A 19,180-nucleotide genomic window follows, 5' to 3' on the forward strand; every position below is an offset into this window, starting at 1 on the left:
GCCCGGGACTGGTGGTGAACGCCCGGGCCGAGCCATCGCGGGCCCGCGCGTGTCCCGGATCCACCCGGAGCCTTCTCCCGGCGTCGCGGCGCGCCTTCCTTCCCGCAGGCGCACGGGGCGCCGGCGCGAGCGCGCGAGGGGGCGGGATGGCGGTGGGTGTGATCCGGGCCCTGGCCGGGCTGGCGCTCGCGATCGGCGCGGGGGCGGCGGGCGGCGCCCGCGCGGACGGCGCGACCCCCATCGCGATCGAGAACGCCCGCCCCGGAGACGCGGGGTGGAAGCTCGCGCAGCCCGCGGCGGCGGGGCAGCTCGAGGCCTACCTCGATGAGCCGAGCGTCGCGCCGGGCGAGACCGTCCACGTGCACGCGCGCGCCGACGGCGCTCACACCATCGGCTGGGCGCTCTACCGGATGGGCTGGTACGGCGGCGCCGAGGGCCGCCGCGTCGCGAGCGGCGGGCCCATCGCCGTCGGGTCGCAGCCCACGCCTGCCGCCGCGCCGGACACCGGCCTCGTCGCGTGCGCGTGGCCCGTCACGTTCACCGTGAGCACGGATCCGGGCTGGACGAGCGGCGTCCACCTGCTCGTGCTCACGCGCGACGACGGTCCGCAGAGCTACGCCATCTTCGTGCTGCGCGGCGACGGTCACCGCGGCGCGGCCGTCGTGCAGGCGTCGTTCACGACGTACCAGGCCTACAACCGGTGGGGAGGCCGGAGCGCCTACGGCGGCTTCGCGCCGGAGATCTCGTACGACCGCCCCTTCGCGGAGGGGAACGGCGCGGGCCAGTACTTCCGGTTCGAGCACGACCTCGTCCGCTGGGCGGAGTCTCGCGGTTACGATCTCGTCTACGCGACCGACCTCGACCTCGACCGCGACGCCGGCCTGCTCGACGGCCAGCGGCTGTTCCTCTCGGTCGGCCACGACGAGTACTGGACGCGCGCGGCGCGCGAGCACCTCGAGGCGGCCCTCGCGCTGGGCGTGAATGCGGCGTTCCTCGGGTCGAACGCCGTGTACTGGCAGATCCGCCTCGAGCCGTCGCGGAGCGATCCGACCCGGCTCCGGCGCACGCAGGTCTGCTACAAGTCGCTCTCCGCCCAGGACCCGCTCCGGGGCACGCCCCTCGTCACCGTCGCGTTCCGGGATCCCCAGGTGAGCTGGCCGGAGAACGCCCTCGTGGGCGTCATGTACGCAGGGTGGAACGACGCCTCCGTCCCCGCGGCCGCCTGGGTGGTCCGGGACGCCGGGAGCTGGCTGTACGAGGGGACGGGCCTCGCGGACGGCGACGCGATCCCCGCGATCGTCGGCTACGAGATCGACCGGGTCGCCGACAACGGCCTGACGCCGCCGGGCCTCGAGGTCGTCGCGCGCTCGCCTTACCTCCTCGCGGACGGGACGCCGGGCACGCAGGAGGCGGCGGTGCACGTGCGCCCGTCGGGTGCGTTCGTGTTCGCCACCGGCTCGAACGACTTCTCGTGGGGGCTCTCGCGGCCGGGCGTCGCGGACGCGCGGGTGCAGCGAATGATGGACAACGTGTTCCGCCGCGCGGGGCTCGCGCCGTCGCAGGTCGCCGCGCCGCCGCCCGCGACCCCGCCCGCGCCGCCCGCGCCGCCGAGCCCACCGCCCGCGAGCCCGCCGCCCGCGAGCCCGCCGCCAGCGGGCGGCACCGTCGCGGCGGCCGCGCCGCGGTCCGGCGGCTGCGCGAGCGGCGGCGACGGCGCGCTCGGTGGGCTCGCGGCGCTCGCGATCGCGGAGGCGGTGGTCCGGGCGCGGCGGCGACGCGTCAGCGCGACGGCGGGATCGGCGTGACCTCGACCGTGCCCCCGAGCTCGAGGACGATCCCGGCGACGATCTCGGCGACCGTCGCGGCGAGCCCGGTGCAGAACGACGCCCGCTCCTCCGACTGGAAGACCGGGAACCGGGCCACGAGGTCGTTGCAGATCTCCGAGCGGGCGCCGCCCGTCGGGAGACGTGCGGCGATCGCGGCGCGGTAGCGCATCATCGCCTCGCGGAGGAGCGGGGTCACCGCCCCGGTGGGATCCGGGTCGCCGAAGATCTCTCCGAGCACGAGGCCCCCCGCGACGATCGCGCCGCACTGGCCCTCGCCGGTGATGCCGCCCCTGCGGAGCGCCTGGTACGGCCCGGGCTCGCGGCCGAAGGTCTCGGCGATGGCGATCCCGCAGCTCCGGTGCGGCGTCACCTTGCCCTCGTACAGCACGCGCGCCTTCTCTCGGATCGCGCGGACGACGTCCTCGTTCATCCTCTCCTCGCTGGTCCGGGTGATCCGCCCGGCGCGGACGGCCTGCGGCGCGGCGGCGGCGTCGGGGAGGCGGGCGGCGGCACCCGCACGCCGAGCGCCGGGTTCCGCTCGAGCTCGTCGATGGTCCGCGGCCAGTCCTCCTTGAGGAGGCGCGCGAGCGACCGGTCCGACAGGATCTGCCCGCCGGTCTGGCAGCGCGGACAGTAGTTCACCTCGTTCTCGGCGCGGACGATGCGCTGCACCGCGGTCCCGCACGCCGGGCACGGCGCGCGGTGCTTCCCGTGCACCGCCATCTCCGGGCGGAACGCGGTGACGCCCTCCGGGAACTCGCCGGCGGCCTCCGCCCGCAGCCGGTCGGTCCACTCGCGGAGCACCTCCTGCGTGGCCGCGTGGAGGCGCGCGACCTCCTCGTCGTCGAGGCGGGAGGTGAGCTTCACCGGTGAGAGCCGGGCGCGGTGGAGGATCTCGTCCGAGTACGCGTTCCCGATCCCCGAGAAGAGGCCGGGATCGGTCAGGGCGCGCTTCAGGGTGTGGTTCTCCCTCCGGAGCGCCGCGGCGAAGGCACCGGGGTCGGCGCCGAGCGGCTCGAGGCCTCCCCGGTCGAGCAGCGCGAGCGCGGCCTCGCCGCGGACGAGGTGGAGCGCGGCGCGGCGCTTCGAGCCCGCCTCGGTGAGGACGAGCGAGCCCGCGGGGAAGTCGAACGCCGCGAGCCCGACCCGGCCCGGCAGCTTCGCGCCCCGCTCCTTCCAGTGCAGCCGCCCCGCGATCATGAGGTGCAGCGAGACGAACAGGTCGTCCTCCAGCGCGAGGACGAGCCGCTTCCCGAGCCGCCGCACCGCGACGACCCGGCGCCCCTCCGCCGCGGAGAGCGGCGGGTCCGCGGACCGGAGCAGGAAGGGGTTCCCGAGCCGGACGCGCTCGAGCGGCTGCCCCAGGACGCGCGCCGCGAGCGCCTCGCGGTAGACCTCGATGTCGGGCAGCTCGGGCACGGGAGAGAGCTTAACGAGCGGGCGACGGCGTGTCGCGGGTGGGCGTACCCCCCGCGACCGGCGGTCGCCCCGCGCCGCGCGCCGGCGCCGCCCCCTCTTCAGTGCGGGAGCTTCGCGGCGAGCACGTCCGCCTTGCCGATGTCCGGCGGCCGCGCGAGCAGGTCGGGCGCCTTCGCCAGGAGCGCCGCCGCGACGCGTCCCGCGAGGTGCGCCTGCCGCCCGGACTCGTCCGGGAACGCGTCGAAGATCGCGAAGGAGGAAGGACCGAGGCGGACCGCGAACCACGCCTCGGTGCGCGGCTCGGCCTCGACGGCGGGGAGCGCGCCCTTGAGGAACGTCTCGACCTCCTGCTCCTTGCCGGGCTTCGCCTCGAGGCGGACGTACAGCGCTTCCGTGACCATGACCGGCTCCTTTCGAGAAGGCAGCGGCTCTCGGGTAAGGGGCGGCGCCCGGTCGCGCAAGCCGAGGGCGCGATGGCCGGCGGACCCTCCGGGGGGCACCTCGGGCGAGCCACGCGGAGCACTCGCCCCCGCGGCCGCCGTGATAGACCGAGCGTCATGTCCCACGCCCTCCGCCCGCCTGGAACCCCCCGCCGGTCGTTCCTCCGCGCACTCGCCCTCGCGCCCGCCGCCACCGCGGCCGCATGCGCGACGGGCAGGGGCGGCAGCGCGTCCGCCGGCGCGCCCAGGAAGGAGGCCGCGGCCGCGCCGGGCAGCGAGGCGGGCGCCGCCCAGGAGGCGCTCGCTGCGGTGCGGGCCGTGCCGCTCGCGCTCGACGTCGAGCCGGCCTTCGTCTTCCGCGCGCTCGCCGCGCGCAGCCGGGAGTGATCATGGCCCTCGGCCCGGACGTCCTCTTCGCCGGCGTAGCTACCCTCTCGCAGCGGATCCGCGCCCGCGAGCTCTCGCCGGTGGAGCTCACCGAGGCGTACCTCGCCCGCATCGCCGAGCTCGCGCCGAGGCTGAGCTGCTTCGTGACGGTCACCGCGGACCGCGCCCGCGCCGACGCGAAGGCCGCGGAGGCGGAGATCGCCCAGGGGCGCTGGCGCGGCCCGCTGCACGGGATCCCCTACGGCCTGAAGGACCTCGTGGACACGAAGGGCATCCGGACCACCTTCGGCGCCGCGCCGTACGCGGATCGCGTGCCCGACCGCGACGCGACCGTCGCCGCGCGCCTCGCCGAGGCGGGCGCGGTGCTGCTCGGGAAGCTCTCGATGATCGAGCTCGCCGGCGGGCTCGGCTACCACACCGGCGAGGCGGCGCTGAACGGGCCGTGCCGGACGCCGTGGGATCTCTCGCGCTGGGCGGGCGGATCGTCGTCGGGCTCGGCGTCCGCGGTCGCGGCCGGGCTCGTCACGTTCGCCATCGGCTCCGAGACCTGGGGGTCCATCACCTGCCCGTCCGCGTTCTGCGGCACGACCGGCCTCCGGCCCACCTACGGCGTCCTCTCCCGGTACGGTGCGATGGCGCTCTCGTACACGATGGACAAGCTCGGGCCCATCGCGCGGTCCGCCGAGGACTGCGCGATCGTGCTCGCGGCCCTCGCCGGCGCGGATCCCAAGGACCCGTCCTCGATCCCGCCGCCGCCGGGGCTCGACCGCGTCCGGCCGGAGATCGCGAAGGGGCTCCGCGTCGCGGTGCTCGGCTTCCCCGCGAAGCCGCCGGTGGCTGCGGGGGCAGCGGACGCCTACGCCCGCGCCCAGGAGGTGCTGCGCGACGCCGGCGCGCTCCTCGAGCCCGCGACGCTCCCCGAGCTGCCCTTCGACGCGGTCGCGGGGCTCGTCGTCGAGGCCGAGGGCGCCACCGCGTTCGAGGACCTCATCCGCACCGGCCGGACGAAGCTCCTCGCCGACCGCTCGCACCGTACGAAGAAGCCGGACGAGTACGTCCCGACGGCGAGCTCCGCCGACTACGTCCGGGCCATGCGCGTCCGCGGCGAGATGCAGCGGGCGCTCGCGGCCTTCTTCGCCCGCCACGATCTGGTGCTCGCCCCGAACCTCCCGTACCCGCCCCCGAGGGTGCAGGAGGTCTTCGACGAGATGTTCTCGTTCCCCGACCCCATCGGCGCCGGCGGCAACCTCGCGGGGCTGCCCGCGGTCGCGCTGCCGATGGGCTTCGTCGGCGGGCTCCCGGTGTCGATGCAGCTCGTCGCGCCCCCGCTCGAGGAGGCCCGCCTCCTCTCCGCCGCCGCGAGCTTCCAGGCCAGGACCCCCCACCACCTCGCGCGCCCGCCCCTCGCGGCCGCGACCGCCGCCGTGACCGCGCGGTGACGCGGCGCGTGCACGCTCCGGAGCCGCCGTGAGATCGTACGTCCCCGTCGCCGCCGTCGGCTACGTCCTCGTCGTCCTGCTGCTGCTCGTGGCGCTGCCCGTGCAGGCGCTCCTGCTCGCCGTGACGGCGCCGTTCGACCGGAACCGGGTGGTCGCCGGGCGCTTCCTGCGCATCGTCGGCGTGCTCATCACGAAGACCTTCCCGCCCTGGCGCCTCACCGTCGACGGGCGCTGGCCGGGGAAGGGGCCGTACGTCGTGGTCGCGAACCACCAGTCGATGCTCGACATCCTCCTGCTCTCGCACATCCGGAAGGAGATGAAGTGGGTGGCGAAGGAGGAGCTGTTCAAGATTCCGTGGATCGGCTGGATGCTCCGGATGACCGGCGACATCGCGGTTCGCCGCGGCGATCCGGAGAGCGGCGGCGAGGCGCTCGCCAGGGCGAAGGCGTACCTCGCGCGCGGCATGAGCGTGATGATGTTCCCCGAGGGCACGCGCTCGACGAAGGGGACGATGCTGCCGTTCAAGTCGGGCGCGTTCCGGCTCGCCATCGAGGCGGGCGTGCCGGTGCTGCCCATCGCCGTGTCGGGCACCGCGCACGGGATGCCCAAGGGCGGCCCGTGGGTCCGCCCGTGCCGGGCGACGGCGAAGATCCTCGAACCGGTCGCCATCGAGGGCGCGCGCCCCGAGGACGCGACGAAGCTCCGCGACGCGGTCCGCGAGCGGATCGCGGCGACGCTGCCGACGCTCCCCCCGCCCTAGCGGCGACTCCCGCCGCCGGAGCGGTGCGCTCACGGCGCCGCGGGCCGCTCCGCCGCGGCGGCGTGCCCCGCGGCCACGTCCGGCGGCGCGCTCGCCCGCCGGTCGGCGATGAACCGCCACTGCTCGGCGGTGTCGGTGATGAGTCGCGCGCCGCGCGAGAACGTCACGTACGACCAGGCCCACTGGAGCAGCACGGCGACGCGGTTGCGGAACCCGATGAGGAAGAAGATGTGGACGAGCAGCCAGGCGAGCCAGGCCGCCAGCCCCGAGAACTGCAGGCCGCGGACGTTCGCGACGGCGGCGGCGCGCCCGATCGTCGCGAGGGAGCCCTTGTCGCGGTAGCGGAAGGGGCGGCGCGGCGCGCCGGCGAGCGTCCGGACGACGTTCTCGGCCGCGTGGCGCCCCTCCTGGATCGCCGCGGGCGCGACGCCCGGGACGGGTGACCCGTCCGCGTTCCTCGCGGCGGCGAGATCGCCGACCACCGCGATCTCCGGGTGGCCCGGCACGGTGAGATCCGGAAGCACCTGGACGCGGCCGGCGCGGTCGAGCGGCGCGCCGAGGCTCCGCGCGAGCGGCGAGGCGGCGACGCCCGCGCCCCAGAGGACGGTGCGCGCCTCGATCCGCTCGTCGCCGACCGTCACGCCCTCCTCGTCGATGCTCGTCACCTTCGCGCCGGTCCGGACCTCGACGCCGAGCCGCTCGAGCTGCCTCCGCGCCGCGGCCTGGAGCCGGGGCGGGTAGGGTGGCAGCACGGTCGGGACCGCCTCGAGGAGGATCACCCGCGCGCTCTCCGGGGCGATGTGGCGGAAGTCGGCGGTGAGCGCGTGGCGCGCGATCTCGGAGAGCGCGCCCGCGAGCTCGACGCCGGTCGGCCCGGCGCCCACCACGACGAAGGTGAGGAGCGCCTCGCGCGCGGCGGGATCGGGCTCGCGCTCGGCGCGCTCGAACGCGAGGAGGATCCGGCGCCGGATCTCGAGCGCGTCCTCGACGGTCTTGAGCCCCGGCGCGAGCGGCGCCCAGTCGTCGCGGCCGAAGTACGAGTGGGTGGCGCCGGTGGCGAGGACGAGGAAGTCGTAGGGGAGGACGCCGTCGGCGAGCCGGAGGCGCCGCGCCTCGGGCTCCACGGCCAGGACCTCGCCGAGGACGACCTCGGCGTTCAGCTGGTCCCGGAGCACGTGGCGGATCGGGGCGGAGATGTCGGCCGGGTTCAGGGCGGCGGTCGCGACCTGGTAGAGGAGCGGCTGGAAGAGGTGGTGGTTGCGCCGGTCCACGAGCGTGACGCGGACCGGGGCGCCCTCGAGCGCGCGCGCCGCCTGGAGGCCCCCGAACCCGCCGCCGACGATCACCACGTGCGGCAGCCACTCCGACCGGAGCGCCTCGCTCATCCGCCGCCGTCGCGCGTGCCGCGCGAGCGCCGACGCGGCCAGCCCCGTCGTCACGCCCGCCGCGACCGTCCCCAGCCGTCGCCACCGCATGTGCCGCCCCCTGCCGCGCGGGCCCGGCCGCGCGGCCCTGGTATATTGGTCAGCGTGACGCGAAGCAGCGACGGACCCCCCAGGGAAGAGCTGGTGCTCGGCTACGGCTCACGCCCGCTTCCCTTCCCCTCGGGCGTCGCCGCCCGCGTGCTCGCGGCCCCGCCCGCGCCGCCGGTGCGGGATCTCCGCGCCGCGCTCGACGACGCGCTCGCCCACCCGGTCGGCGCCCGGCCGCTCGCCGAGGTCGCGAGCGCACGGACGCGCGTGGTGGTGATCGTCTCGGACGCGTCGCGCGAGGAGCCGCGCGCCGAGCTGTACGCCGCCGCCCGGCGCGCGCTCGCGGCCGTGCCGGACGACCACGTGACGCTCGCCATCGCGAACGGCACGCACGGACCCGCGCCGCTCGACCGTCTCGGGCTGCCGCCCGAGGTGCTCCGCCGCCACCGCGTCGTGAACCACGACGCGCGCGACGAGACGTCGATGGTGGACATGGGCGTGACGAGCCGCGGAACGCGCCTGCGGGTGAACCGGTGCGTGGCGGAGGCCGACCTCGTCGTCAGCACGGGCCGGGTGAAGCCGCACTACTTCGCCGGCTGGGGCGGCGGCGCGAAGGGCATCTTCCCGGGGCTCGGCCACAACGACGACATCCGGAAGAACCACCTCCTCAAGAAGGATCCGGCCTCGAGCCTCGGGCGCGCCGACGCGAACCCGTGCCGCGAGGACCTGGAGGAGGGCGTGCGCCGCATCGGGCGCGACACGTACCTCCTGAACGTCGTCGAGGCGGGCGGGGTGATCCTCGGCGCCGTCGCCGGCGACCTCGTGCTCGCGCACCGCGAGGGCGTGCGCATGGCCCGCCCGTACTGCGCGGTCTCCGCGCCGCCCGCGGACGTGGTCGTGGTGTCGGCCCCGCTGCCGGTGTCGGGCAGCCTCTACCAGGCCTCGAAGCTCGTTCCGCCCGCCGGGATCCTGCTGAAGGACGGCGGCGTCGTCATCGTCTGCGCCGAGTGCCCGGAGGGCACCGGGCCGCTGCAGACGGTGAACGAGGGGATCTTCCAGCTCGGCGTGCGCCGGTTCCTGCCGGAGCGCTACACGCTCTTCCTCGTCTCCGGGATGCCGGAGGCGACCGTCCGGCAGACGTACGCGACGTACGCACCGTCGCTCGAGGCGGCGCTGGCGAGCGCGCGGGAGATCGTCGGGAAGCCCGCGCCGGACGTGCTGGTGCTCCCGGACGCGGGCGATCTCGTGCCGGCGCGGGCCGGCTGAGCCGCCCTTCGACGCGGTGCCCGCTCGCGCGCGCCACCGGGGAGGCGAGCGGGGGTCCCGCGGTCGCGGCCCGCCCGCGCCGGTGCTAACCTCGCGGTCCCGTGTCCGACGACCACACCACTCCGAACGGCAAGCTGTCCTCTTTCCGTCAGGTCCCTCGCACCGGCGTCATCTACGCCACGACGGAGGCCACCAAGCTCGGGTTCTCGATGCAGGATCCCGAGTGGTGCAACCTCGGTCAGGGGCAGCCCGAGACCGGGCCGCTCCCCGGCGCACCCGACCGCGTGCACACCGTCCCCGTGCACGTGGACGATCAGGAGTACGCGCCGGTCGCGGGGCTCTGGGAGCTGCGCGAGGAGGTGGCCGGGCTCTACAACCGGCTCTACCGCAAGGGCCTCCCGAGCCAGTACAGGGCCGAGAACGTCTCGATTTCCGGCGGCGGCCGCACGTCCCTCACGCGTGCGGCGGCGAGCCTCGGGCACGTGAACCTCGGGCACTTCCTCCCCGACTACACGGCGTACGAGGAGCTGCTCGACCTGTTCCGCACGTTCACGCCGATCCCCATCCTGCTCGAGGGCGATCGCGGGTACGCGTTCACGGCGGACGATCTGCGCCGCGAGGTGACCGGCCGCGGCCTGTCGGCGATCCTCGCGTCGAACCCGTGCAACCCCACCGGCAAGCTGGTGCAGGGCGACGAGCTCGCGCGCTGGGTGGAGCTGTCGCGCGATCTCGACTGCGCGCTGCTCATGGACGAGTTCTACTCGCACTTCGTCTGGACCGGCATCCCGGGCCGGCTGCCGGTCGAGAGCGCCGCGCGGTACGTCGAGGACGTCGACCGCGATCCGGTGGTGATCTTCGACGGGCTCACCAAGAACTGGCGGTACCCGGGCTGGCGCGTGACCTGGACGGTCGCGCCGCGCCAGGTCGTCGACGCGGTCGCGAGCGCGGGCTCGTTCCTCGACGGCGGGGGCTCGAAGCCGCTGCAGCGCGCGGCGATCCCGCTCCTCGCCGACGGGCACGTGCGCGCCGAGACCGAGGCGATCCACCGGACGTTCGGGGACAAGCGCCGCCGCACGCTCCAGGCGCTCGAGGGGATGGGCGTCCGGTTCGACCGCGCTCCGGACGGAACCTTCTACGTCTGGGGCAACGTCGCTCACCTGCCGCCGCCCCTCAACGACGGGATGGGCTTCTTCCGCGAGGCGCTCAAGCGGAAGGTGATCGTCGTCCCGGGCGAGTTCTTCGACGTGAACCCCGGCAAGCGCCGCGCCCGCCACGCCTCGCGCTTCAAGTCCTACGTGCGGTTCTCGTTCGGACCGTCGATCGAGACGCTCGAGAAGGCCTTCGGCCGCCTCGCGGAGATGATCGGAGAGCAGCACTGACGCGCTCGGCGCGCACCCGAGACTGACCCGCTAGCAGGGAGGGGGAAATCCGCGCAGCGGCGGAGGCGGCGCGCCCCGATGAGAACACCTGGCGCGCCCCGTCAAAACGAGAGCCCGGGGTCTCTCGACCCCGGGCCCCCGCGACCGTCGCGGCCGGCGGATCGTCTCCGACCGTTGTCTCGCCGCCCCGCCCGCCACCCGGGGTGTCCCTCCGGGGCGGCTCCCGGTGTCGTCCCTGCGCCCGCCGTCCGGTCTTTCTCTCCGCGGGGCTGATCCCGCGGCAGCACGCCCGATCTCGACTTCTCGGTCGTCGGATCCCGTGCTTCGAACCTAGACATAGCCTAGATAAACACCGGACAATGACCGCGCAACCCGAAGCGGGAGGGGCTGCGAATGGGGACGACGAAACCGCTCCGGTACCCCATCCGGGCGGTCTCGAAGCTGACGGGCATCTCGGTGGACACCCTCCGCGCGTGGGAGCGGCGGTACCGCGTCGTCGACCCGGAGCGCGACGATCGCGGGCGCCTGTACTCGGAGGCGGACGTCGCCCGGCTGAAGCTGCTGCGGGAGGCGGTGGAGCGCGGGCACGCCATCGGACGCGTCGCGGGGCTCTCGAGCGACGATCTGGAGGCGCTCCTCGTGCGGGCGGGCACTGCGGCGGACGCCGGTCTCTTCACCGCGGCGCCCGTGGACCTGTCGAGGCTGCAGGACGCGGTCGACCGGTTCGACGCGACGGCGCTCCGCCGCGAGCTCTCACGGCTCGCCGCGATCCTGCCGGCGCGGGCCCTCGCGCGCGAGGTCGCGCTGCCGTTCCTGCACCTCGTCGGCGAGGCGTGGCACGACGGGAAGCTCTCGGTCGCCCAGGAGCACCTCGTCTCCGCGGAGCTGCGGAGCCTCATCGGCGCGCTCGCGCGCCTGCACGCGATCCCGGAGAGCGCGCCACGCCTCGTCCTCGCGACGCCCAGCGGCGAGCAGCACGAGCTCGGCACGCTCGCCGCCGCGCTGGTCGCGTCCGGCGCGGGTGTCGGCGTGCTCTACCTCGGGCCGAGCCTGCCATCGGCCGAGATCGTCGCGGCGGCCCGGCGGCTGCAGCCGCGGGCCGTGGTCCTCGGGTACACCGGATCCGGGAGCGCGCCCGGCGGCGCCGCGGCGATCGCGGAGATCGCCGGGGACCTGCCGCAGGGCGTGGAGCTGTGGGTGGGGGGCGCCGGTGCCGACGAGGCGCGCGCGGCGAGCGCTGGCCGCGTCACGGCCCTGGAGGACTTCGACGCCTTCGAGAAGGCGCTGGCGCGCCTGCGCCGGTGACCGGTCCGCTCCTCTCGCCGCGACGGCCGCGGAGCGCTCAGGCGCCGGCCGACTCGGGGTACAGCAGCGCGAGCAGGATCGTCGTGAACTCGGCCAGGCGGAAGGGCATCACGAGGTGCGCGACGACGGCGGGCGGCGCGTTCGTGCCCGTCCCCATCGTCACGATCGGCACGTGCTCGAGCTCCGGGTCGCTCCGGATCGCCGACAGCACCGCGGCCCGGTCCGTCGCCGGCAACCGCGTGTCGAGGAGCACCACGTCCGGCGGCGCCTCCTGGCGGAGCGCCGCGACCGCGGTCTCCGCATCGTCCGCGGAGACCGGGACGACGTCGAGGTGACGGAGCAGCGTCGCGAAGAGCTGGCGGAGCGAGTCGTCGCCCTCGACCACCAGCACGCGGTGCGATGCCCCGTTCAAGTCAGCCCCGGCCCCTGGAGCCAGCGGACCACCGCTTCTCGCGTGGCACGCCGCTCCCCGGTCCCGAGATGCGCTCCCCCGCCAGATGGTGCCACGACCACGAAGGGGGGCTCGCGCGCGGAGCCTCGCGGAGAGGCGCCCCGGCCGGAGGCGCCAGCACCCGCGCCATCCGCGGCTGGACCTCAGTGCTCGTGGTCGTGGTCCCCGCCGCCCGGCCCGTGATCGTGCCCGTGGCCGTGCCGGTGGACATGGCTGTGCTTCTGGCCGGAGTGGGCGTGCTCGTGGACGTGGTCGAGGCGGAGCTGGACGTCCCCCGCCGCGTGCGAATGGCCGGCGAGCGCGCCGGCGTCGGCCCGCGCGAGGGGCGCTCGCAGCTCCTCGAGCCACGCGATCCAGCGGTCCAGCCCCTGGCCCGTCCGGGCGGAGACCTCGATCACCTTCGCCGTCGGCATCACGCGCGCGATCGCGTCGTGGATCTTGGCGAGGTCCACCTCGAGGTGCGGAACGAGGTCGACCTTCGTGACGAGCACGAGGTCCGCGGCCTTGAACATGACCGGGTACTTGAGCGGCTTGTCCTCGCCCTCGGTGACCGAGAGCACCACGACGTTCGCCGCCTGTCCGAGATCGTAGATCGCGGGGCAGACCAGGTTCCCGACGTTCTCGATGAAGAACACGTCGGTGTCGCGCCAGGGGAAGTCGTGGAGGGAGCGATGGACGAGCTCGGCGTCGAGGTGACAGGCCTGGCCGGTCGTGATCGCGCGGGAGGGGATGCCGGCCTTCTCGAGCCGGCGCGCGTCGTTGTCGGTGGCGAGGTCGGCCGAGACCGCGCCGAGCCGCCAGCCCTTCGCGGCCGCCGCGCGCGCCGTCGCCTCGAGCACGCCGGTCTTTCCGGCGCCCGGGGAGCCCATGATGTTGAGCGCGAGCACGCCCGCCTCGATGAAGTGCTCCCGGTTGTGGCGGGCGGCGCGGTCGTTGCCGGCGAGGATCTTCTCGTGCAGCTCCACCGGGACGAGCTCGGTGTCACCGCAGCCGCAGGTCGTGCACATCTAGGGTACCTCCATCTCGATGCCGTCGAGGGTGAGGGCGTCGGAGCCCTCGTCGAGCCGGGCGGGCGAGTCGCACGCCGGGCAGCGCAGGATCGCGCCGCGCGCCATCGGGATCCTGCACTTCGGGCAGGACCAGCTCGCGGCCACCTGCTTCAGGGTGAGCGGCACGCCGGCGCAGAGCGTGCCCTCGCGGAACGTCTCGTACGCGGTCCGGAACAGCTCCGGGTCCACGCCGGCCAGCTCGCCGACCCGGACCGAGAGCGCGTGGATCCGCAGGGCGCCGCGCCTGCGGGCCTCCTGCTCGACCCGCGTGACCAGCGCCTCCACCAGTGAGTACTCGTGCATCGTTCCTTCCGTCCGGGACGTGGCTAGCAGATCCGCGGGAGCAGCTCGCCCTCGGGCTCCGCCAGCATGCGCTTGCCGAAGCCGGTGTCGAGGATCACCGCGCCGGGACGCTCGCCGATCGCGCGCGCGATGATCGCGGCGCGGGCACCCTGCGGGTGCGCGCGGAGCGCGGCGAGGACCTTCTCGGCGGAGCGCGCGCGGACGCCGATGACGGCCTTGCCCTCGTTCGCCACGAGCAGCGGATCGATGCCGATCATCTCGCCCGCGGCGCGGACCTCGTCGTTCACCGGCAGCGCGGGCTCGTCCACCACGATGCCCACGTTCCCCTTCGCCGCCATCTCGTGGAGCACGCCCGCCACGCCGCCGCGGGTCGGATCCTTCATCGCGACCACGTCCTCGCCGCCCGCGGCGAGCGCGGCGCGGACGAGGCCGTTGATGGGCGCCACGTCCGACCGGAGGTCGCCCTCGAGGCGGAGGTCGTGCCGTCGCGCCATGACCGCCATCCCGTGATCGCCGATCGAGCCGGTGACGATGAGGACGTCGCCGGCGCGAAGGCCGGCGTCGGTCACGACGCGGTCCGCGAGCGCGACCCCGGTCGTGTTGAGGACGATCCCGTCGACCTGGCCCTTGCCCATCACCTTGGTGTCGCCGGTCACGACGGGCGCGCCGGCCTCCTTCGCCGTCTCGCGCATCGAGGCGACCACCCGCTCGAGGTCGGCGCGGGGGAAGCCCTCCTCGAGGATCACCGCGCAGGTGAGCCCGAGCGGCTCGGTGGCGCCCATCATCGCGAGGTCGTTCACCGTGCCGGAGACGCTGATCCGGCCGATGTCGCCGCCCGGGAAGAAGATCGGGTGGACGACGTGCGAGTCGGTGGTGACGACGAGCCAGCGGTCGCCGATCCGGAGGGCCGCGCCGTCGTCGAGGGCGGCGAGGCCGATCCCGTCCACCGGGGAGGCGAGGGTGAGGAACACGTCCTCGATGAGCTGGCGCATCGCGCGCCCGCCGGATCCGTGCTTCAGGCCGATCTTCTGGGCCGGCTTCTCCATGCCCTCTCCTACCCGACCTTCCGGAGGTCGGGGACGCCGCCGTACGTGTGCCAGATCCGGCACTGTCCCTCGGACGAGACCATGCACGCGCCGACCGGCGACTCCGGGACGCACGTCTTCCCGAAGAGCGCGCAGTCGTTCGGCGTCGCGAGGCCGAGCATGATCGAGCCGCAGATGCAGCCCTTCGCCTCCTCCTCGGCGCCCTCGTCGCGCACCGGGCGCGTGTCGATGGCGAAGCGCCTCCGGGCGTCCACGTGGGCGAAGGCCGGGGTGAGGTCGAGGTTGCCGCCCGGGACCTCGGCGATGCCGCGCCACTTGCCGGTCGTCGTGCGGAACACCTTCCAGAGCGAGGCCTGCGCCGCCCTGTTCCCCTCCTTCGTCACGCAGCGCGGGTAGACGTTCGCGACCTCGGCCCGCTTCTCCTTCATGAGCTCGGTGAGCTTCACGAGGGCCGCGAGGATGTCGAGCGGCTCGAACCCGGCGACCACCACCGGCGCGCCGGTGCGCCGGGCGAAGGGCTCGAAGATCTCCCAGCCGGTGATGATCGCGGCGTGCCCCGCCGCGACGTACCCCTCGATGTTCGTCTCCTTCGACTCGGCCACGATCTCCATCGCCGCCGGGACGTACTTGTGGACGGACAGGATCGAGAAGTTCGGGGGTGGTCGCGCGAGCGCGACGGCCGCGGTGGCGACCGCCGTGGTCTCGAACCCGCTCGCGAAGAAGACCACCTCCTCGCCCGGGCTCTTCTGGGCGAGCTCGATGGCCTGCGCGACCGAGTAGACCACCTCGACCTTCCCGCCGTCGGCGTGCGCGTCGGCGAGGCTCTTCGCCGTGCCGCGGAGGCGCAGCATGTCCCCGTACGTGCAGACGCGGACCCCCTGCATCGCCAGGGCGACCGCCTCGTCCACCTCCGGCCCGTCCGTCACGCACACGGGGCAGCCCGGCCCCATGATGAGGTTCAGGCCCGCCGGCAGCACCGCCCGGAGCCCGAATCGCGCGATCGCCTGCTCGTGGCTGCCACACACGTGCATGACCGAGACCTCGCGGCCGATCGCGTCCACGTTGTGCTGGAGGGCCGCCGCGAGCGCGCGCGCGCGGGCGGGGTCCCGGAACTTGAGCTCCTGGAACAGATCCTTCTCGGCCATCGTCCGCTCCGTCAGGACTTCTTGTCCTGCGCCGCCGCGATCTCGCCCCGGACGTCCGCCGCCATGAGGTCCTCCTTGGCGCCGGTGACGTCGAGGATCTGGTCGAACAGGGCGAGCGTCTCCTGGACCTCGTCCGGCGGGATCCGCCGGATCGCGAAGCCGACGTGGTTCAGGACGTAGTCACCGACCTGGACCGGCTCGTCGACGATGTCGAGCCGCAGCTCCTTCCTGACGCCGAAGAAGTCCACCGTCGCGCTGAGGCCGTCGATCGCGACCACCTTGCCTGGCACCCCGAGACACATGCTTGCTCTCCGTCTCCCCCTGCTACGTACGCGCCACCGCATCCGCGACGAGCGCCTGGCCGAGCGCGATCCCCCCGTCCCCGGGCGGGACCTGGCCGTGCTGATATACCGCGAATTCCCCCGAAAGCTCGCCGAGGATACCCTCGGCCAGCCGGGCGTTCTGGAAGCAGCCGCCCGTCAGCACGACGGGCAGGCGCCCGGTCGTCCGGGCGGCGCGCCGGACCAGCTCGGCCCCGGCGCGCGAGAGGGTCGCGTGGAACCGTGCCGCGACGACGCCGGGGGCGACGCCCTCCACGACGTCCGCCACGAGCGCCCGCCAGGTCGCGCGCAGGTCGACCTGCTCCGGCGTGCCGGCCTGGACGTCGAACGGGTAGGGCGGGCCGTCGTGTCCGTGCGCCGCGTTGTCGAGCGCGAGCGCCACCTGCCCCTCGTAGCGCGCCCGGGCGCGCCCGAGGACGAGGGCCCCGGCGGCGTCGAAGGCGCGGCCGACCCCGTGCGCGGGCGGCGCGTTCAGGCCCGCCGCGAGCAGCCGGTCCACCAGCTCGCGCTCCCGCGGCTCGACGCCGGCGAGGAGCGGGAGTCGGTCCAGCGGCGCCTCGTCGCCGAGCGCGTCGCGGATCGCAGCGAGGGCGATCCGCCACGGATCCCGGATGGCCTTGTCGCCGCCGGCGAGCCGCAGGGGCCGGAACGTGGCGAGCCGCTCGAACCGTGCGTGCTCGGCGAGGAGCAGCTCGCCGCCCCACGCCGCGCCGTCCGTCCCGAGCCCGGTCCCGTCCCAGGCGAGGGCGAGCACCGGTCCGTCGAGCCCGTGCTCCGCCATCGCCGCCGCCGCGTGCGCGTGGTGGTGCTGCACCTCGACGAGGGGCGCCCCGAGCGCGGCCGAGCGCTCCCGGGCGTAGCGCGTCGACAGATACAGCGGGTGCAGGTCGCAGGCGACGAGCTCGGGCCGCAGCGCCAGGAACGCCTCGAGCCGCGCGACGGCGCGCTCGTAGGCGGCGTACGTCTCGAGGCCGTCGAGGTCGCCGACGTGCGGGCCGAGCGCCGCCTCGTCGCCGCGCGCCAGGCAGAAGGCGTTCTTGAGCTGCGCGCCGGCGGCGAGCACCGGTCGGACGAAGCGGCGCGCGACCTTCACCGGCCGCGGCACGAACCCGCGGGACCGGCGCATCACGAGCGGTCGCCCCGCCACGGTGCGGGCGACCGAGTCGTCGCAGCGCGCGGCGATCGGACGGTCGTGCACCAGGAACAGGTCGGCGATGTCGCCGAGCCGCCGCAGCGCGTCCCCGTCCTCGAACGCGATCGGCTCGTCGGAGAGGTTCGCGCTCGTCATGACGAGCGGGCGCCCGGCGTCGGCGAGGAGGAGGTGGTGCAGCGGCGCGTAGGCGAGCATCACCCCGACGAGCGGGCTGTCCGGGGCGATCCCGGCCGCGAGCGGCGCGCCCGCGCGCCGCCGGCAGAGGACGATGGGCCGCTCCACCGAGAGGAGGAGCGCCGCCTCCGCCGCGGGCACGTCCGCGAGCGCGCGCGCCGCGTCGAGATCCGCGACCATCACCGCGAGCGGCTTCTCCTCGCGCCGCTTCCGCGCGCGGAGCGTCGCGACGACATCCTCCGAGGTGGCGTCGCAGGCGAGGTGATAGCCGCCGATACCCTTCACGGCGGCGATCGCGCCGGCGCGGAGCGCGGCCGCGACGTGTCCGACGGGGTCCGCGACCTCGACCCGGGCGCCGGCCCGGTCGCGCACCTCGACGCGCGGCCCGCACGCGGGGCACGCGTTCGGCTGGGCGTGGAACCGGCGATCCAGCGGATCCCGGTACTCGCGGGCGCACGCCGGGCACATGGTGAACCCGGACATCGTCGTCGCGGGCCGGTCGTACGGCGCCCCCTCGGCGATCGTGAAGCGCGGGCCGCAGTTCGTGCAGTTCGTGAAGGGGTAGCGGTACCGGCGGTCGGCGGGATCGCGGAGCTCGCGCAGGCAGTCCGGGCACGTCGCGAGGTCGGGTGGGATCGCGACGCGCCGCTCGGCCGCGCCGCCGCTCTCGACGATCTCGAAGCGCGTCGCGGGCTCGTGCGGGATGGGCTCGGCGACGATCGCGTCGATCGCGGAGGCGGGCGGCCGGTCGCGGACGAGCCGCTCGGCGAACAGGTCGAGCGCGGCGGCGGGGCCGAACGCCTCGATCGTGACGCCCGCGGCGTCGTTTCGCACCCGGCCGGTGACGCCGGTCTCGTGCGCCAGCCGGTAGACGAACGGCCGGAACCCGACGCCCTGCACGGCGCCGGTGACCGCGATCCGGCGGCCCTCGCCGCCGGTCCGCGCCGGACCGGAGTCTCTCGTGTCTCTCGTCATGTGCGGCCGCGGAGCGCCGCGGCTGTCCGGAGGAGCCTGGCGGTCGAGGGCAGCGGGATGTGACGGGGGCCCTCGAGCTCCGATGCCCGTCCGTGAAACGCGCGGCACTGCCCGTTTCCTCCCCGGGGGGAAGCGCTGCGGCAGGGAGAACCCACCTGAACCGACGTCACCGGGGTGTGGGGGTGGCGACCCCACGCCGACCGGTTAGAGTCCCAACCGTCCACGAGATTCAGACTCCTCGACGGACTGACCGATCCACGGAGCCCCGGTGTCCCTTTCACCGGGGCTTCGTCTTTTCGGGGCGTCGCGCCGCTCACGCCTCGGGCTTCCTCGTCCACCACAGATCCGGCGCGCGCGGCGGGACCCGCTCGCGCGGCGCGACGCCGAGCGCGCGGAGCTCGTCGAGCACCTGCGCGAGCGCCCGCGGGACGGCGGCCTCGACCGCCGCCGAGAGCGCGCAGCCGAGCTCGACCGACTCCGGGATCACGCCCACGAGCCGGAACGTCCTCGGCGCGACGCCCATGAAGTCCGCGTTGAGGAGCGCCTCTCGCACGCCGGGCTCGTGCGGGCTCATGGCGAGCACCGGCGACTTCTTCATGAGCTCCTCCTTGTCGTACGTGCGGAGGTCGCCGGGCGCGCCGCGCGCCTTCACCGCGTCGACGATGACGATCGCCTCCACGTCCGCCATGTACGCGGTGAGGTCGAGCCCGGGCGTGCCCGCGGCGATCACCTCGACGTCGGGGCCGAGGTCGTACCCAGCGTCCAGCACGCGGACGATGGTGGGGCCCACGCCGTCGTCCCCGGTGAGCACGTTGCCGATGCCGATGACCGCGATGCGAGACAAGCCGGG

Annotated in this window: 19 protein-coding genes; 7 read left to right on the top strand and 12 right to left on the bottom strand. The window is 74.9% G+C overall.

Annotated features, from left to right (window positions below):
• Positions 1-146 precede the first annotated feature (146 nt).
• Complete coding sequence (locus AMOR_RS15545; protein WP_248352470.1) at positions 147-1,805, top strand: N,N-dimethylformamidase beta subunit family domain-containing protein; 1,659 nt, start codon at positions 147-149, stop codon at positions 1,803-1,805.
• Here the strand turns inward: AMOR_RS15545 and AMOR_RS15550 are convergent.
• The 3 genes from AMOR_RS15550 to AMOR_RS15560 all read right to left on the bottom strand — a co-directional run bounded on the left by AMOR_RS15550 (position 1,780) and on the right by AMOR_RS15560 (position 3,646).
• Positions 1,780-2,256, bottom strand: coding sequence for a C-GCAxxG-C-C family protein (locus AMOR_RS15550; RefSeq protein WP_248352471.1), 477 nt, complete (start codon positions 2,254-2,256; stop codon positions 1,780-1,782). The genes AMOR_RS15545 and AMOR_RS15550 overlap by 26 nt on opposite strands.
• Entirely contained in the window at positions 2,253-3,245 is a 993-nt protein-coding gene (locus AMOR_RS15555; RefSeq protein ID WP_248352472.1) for an Fpg/Nei family DNA glycosylase, read from the bottom strand. The genes AMOR_RS15550 and AMOR_RS15555 overlap by 4 nt, the downstream gene beginning before the upstream one ends.
• A 98-nt stretch (positions 3,246-3,343) precedes the next feature.
• Positions 3,344-3,646 carry a putative quinol monooxygenase gene (locus AMOR_RS15560; protein ID WP_248352473.1) on the bottom strand — a complete coding sequence of 101 codons (303 nt, stop codon included), beginning with the start codon at positions 3,644-3,646 and terminating at the stop codon, positions 3,344-3,346.
• Between the two features lie 156 nt (positions 3,647-3,802).
• Here AMOR_RS15560 and AMOR_RS15565 point away from each other — a divergent pair, with 156 nt between their 5' ends.
• Genes AMOR_RS15565 through AMOR_RS15575 form a run of 3 tightly spaced genes read left to right on the top strand, consistent with a single transcriptional unit; the run spans position 3,803 to position 6,271 of the window.
• On the top strand, positions 3,803-4,072 hold the full coding sequence (locus AMOR_RS15565) for a hypothetical protein (RefSeq protein WP_248352474.1): 270 nt from the start codon (positions 3,803-3,805) through the stop codon (positions 4,070-4,072).
• A gap of 2 nt (positions 4,073-4,074) precedes the next feature.
• On the top strand, positions 4,075-5,511 hold the full coding sequence (locus tag AMOR_RS15570) for an amidase (protein ID WP_248352475.1): 1,437 nt from the start codon (positions 4,075-4,077) through the stop codon (positions 5,509-5,511).
• Between the two features lie 28 nt (positions 5,512-5,539).
• Positions 5,540-6,271: a lysophospholipid acyltransferase family protein gene (locus AMOR_RS15575; RefSeq protein ID WP_248352476.1), complete on the top strand. Its 732-nt coding sequence runs from the start codon at positions 5,540-5,542 to the stop codon at positions 6,269-6,271.
• Between the two features lie 29 nt (positions 6,272-6,300).
• Here the strand turns inward: AMOR_RS15575 and AMOR_RS15580 are convergent, their stop codons facing one another.
• Entirely contained in the window at positions 6,301-7,656 is a 1,356-nt protein-coding gene (locus AMOR_RS15580; protein ID WP_248362529.1) for an NAD(P)/FAD-dependent oxidoreductase, read from the bottom strand.
• Positions 7,657-7,800: 144 nt separating this feature from the next.
• On the opposite strand from AMOR_RS15580, the gene AMOR_RS15585 reads away from it, so the two are divergent.
• From AMOR_RS15585 to AMOR_RS15595, 3 genes are all read left to right on the top strand, one after another.
• A complete protein-coding gene (locus tag AMOR_RS15585; protein ID WP_248352477.1) occupies positions 7,801-9,009 on the top strand; it encodes a lactate racemase domain-containing protein in 1,209 nt (402 codons plus the stop codon).
• A gap of 101 nt (positions 9,010-9,110) precedes the next feature.
• On the top strand, positions 9,111-10,388 hold the full coding sequence (locus AMOR_RS15590; protein ID WP_248352478.1) for a pyridoxal phosphate-dependent aminotransferase: 1,278 nt from the start codon (positions 9,111-9,113) through the stop codon (positions 10,386-10,388).
• Positions 10,389-10,781: 393 nt separating this feature from the next.
• A complete protein-coding gene (locus AMOR_RS15595) occupies positions 10,782-11,693 on the top strand; it encodes a MerR family transcriptional regulator (protein ID WP_248352479.1) in 912 nt (303 codons plus the stop codon).
• 37 nt (positions 11,694-11,730) lie between these two features.
• On the opposite strand, the gene AMOR_RS15600 is transcribed toward AMOR_RS15595, so the two are convergent.
• From AMOR_RS15600 to AMOR_RS15635, 8 genes are all read right to left on the bottom strand, one after another.
• Complete coding sequence (locus AMOR_RS15600; RefSeq protein WP_248352480.1) at positions 11,731-12,105, bottom strand: response regulator; 375 nt, start codon at positions 12,103-12,105, stop codon at positions 11,731-11,733.
• Between the two features lie 182 nt (positions 12,106-12,287).
• On the bottom strand, positions 12,288-13,151 hold the full coding sequence (gene hypB, locus AMOR_RS15605; RefSeq protein ID WP_248352481.1) for a hydrogenase nickel incorporation protein HypB: 864 nt from the start codon (positions 13,149-13,151) through the stop codon (positions 12,288-12,290).
• Positions 13,152-13,496, bottom strand: coding sequence for a hydrogenase maturation nickel metallochaperone HypA/HybF (locus AMOR_RS15610; protein WP_248352482.1), 345 nt, complete (start codon positions 13,494-13,496; stop codon positions 13,152-13,154). It abuts the gene before it with no gap.
• Between the two features lie 23 nt (positions 13,497-13,519).
• Positions 13,520-14,542 carry a hydrogenase expression/formation protein HypE gene (gene hypE, locus AMOR_RS15615; RefSeq protein WP_248352483.1) on the bottom strand — a complete coding sequence of 341 codons (1,023 nt, stop codon included), beginning with the start codon at positions 14,540-14,542 and terminating at the stop codon, positions 13,520-13,522.
• A gap of 8 nt (positions 14,543-14,550) precedes the next feature.
• Positions 14,551-15,687, bottom strand: coding sequence for a hydrogenase formation protein HypD (gene hypD / locus AMOR_RS15620; RefSeq protein WP_248352484.1), 1,137 nt, complete (start codon positions 15,685-15,687; stop codon positions 14,551-14,553).
• A gap of 11 nt (positions 15,688-15,698) precedes the next feature.
• Entirely contained in the window at positions 15,699-15,989 is a 291-nt protein-coding gene (locus AMOR_RS15625) for a HypC/HybG/HupF family hydrogenase formation chaperone (protein WP_248352485.1), read from the bottom strand.
• A 22-nt stretch (positions 15,990-16,011) separates the two neighbouring features.
• Entirely contained in the window at positions 16,012-18,330 is a 2,319-nt protein-coding gene (gene hypF / locus AMOR_RS15630) for a carbamoyltransferase HypF (protein WP_248352486.1), read from the bottom strand.
• 313 nt (positions 18,331-18,643) lie between these two features.
• A complete protein-coding gene (locus AMOR_RS15635; RefSeq protein WP_248352487.1) occupies positions 18,644-19,174 on the bottom strand; it encodes a hydrogenase maturation protease in 531 nt (176 codons plus the stop codon).
• Positions 19,175-19,180: the final 6 nt, after the last annotated feature.

This window comes from Anaeromyxobacter oryzae (genome assembly GCF_023169945.1).
In the GTDB taxonomy this organism is placed as follows: Bacteria; Myxococcota; Myxococcia; order Myxococcales; family Anaeromyxobacteraceae; genus Anaeromyxobacter; species Anaeromyxobacter oryzae.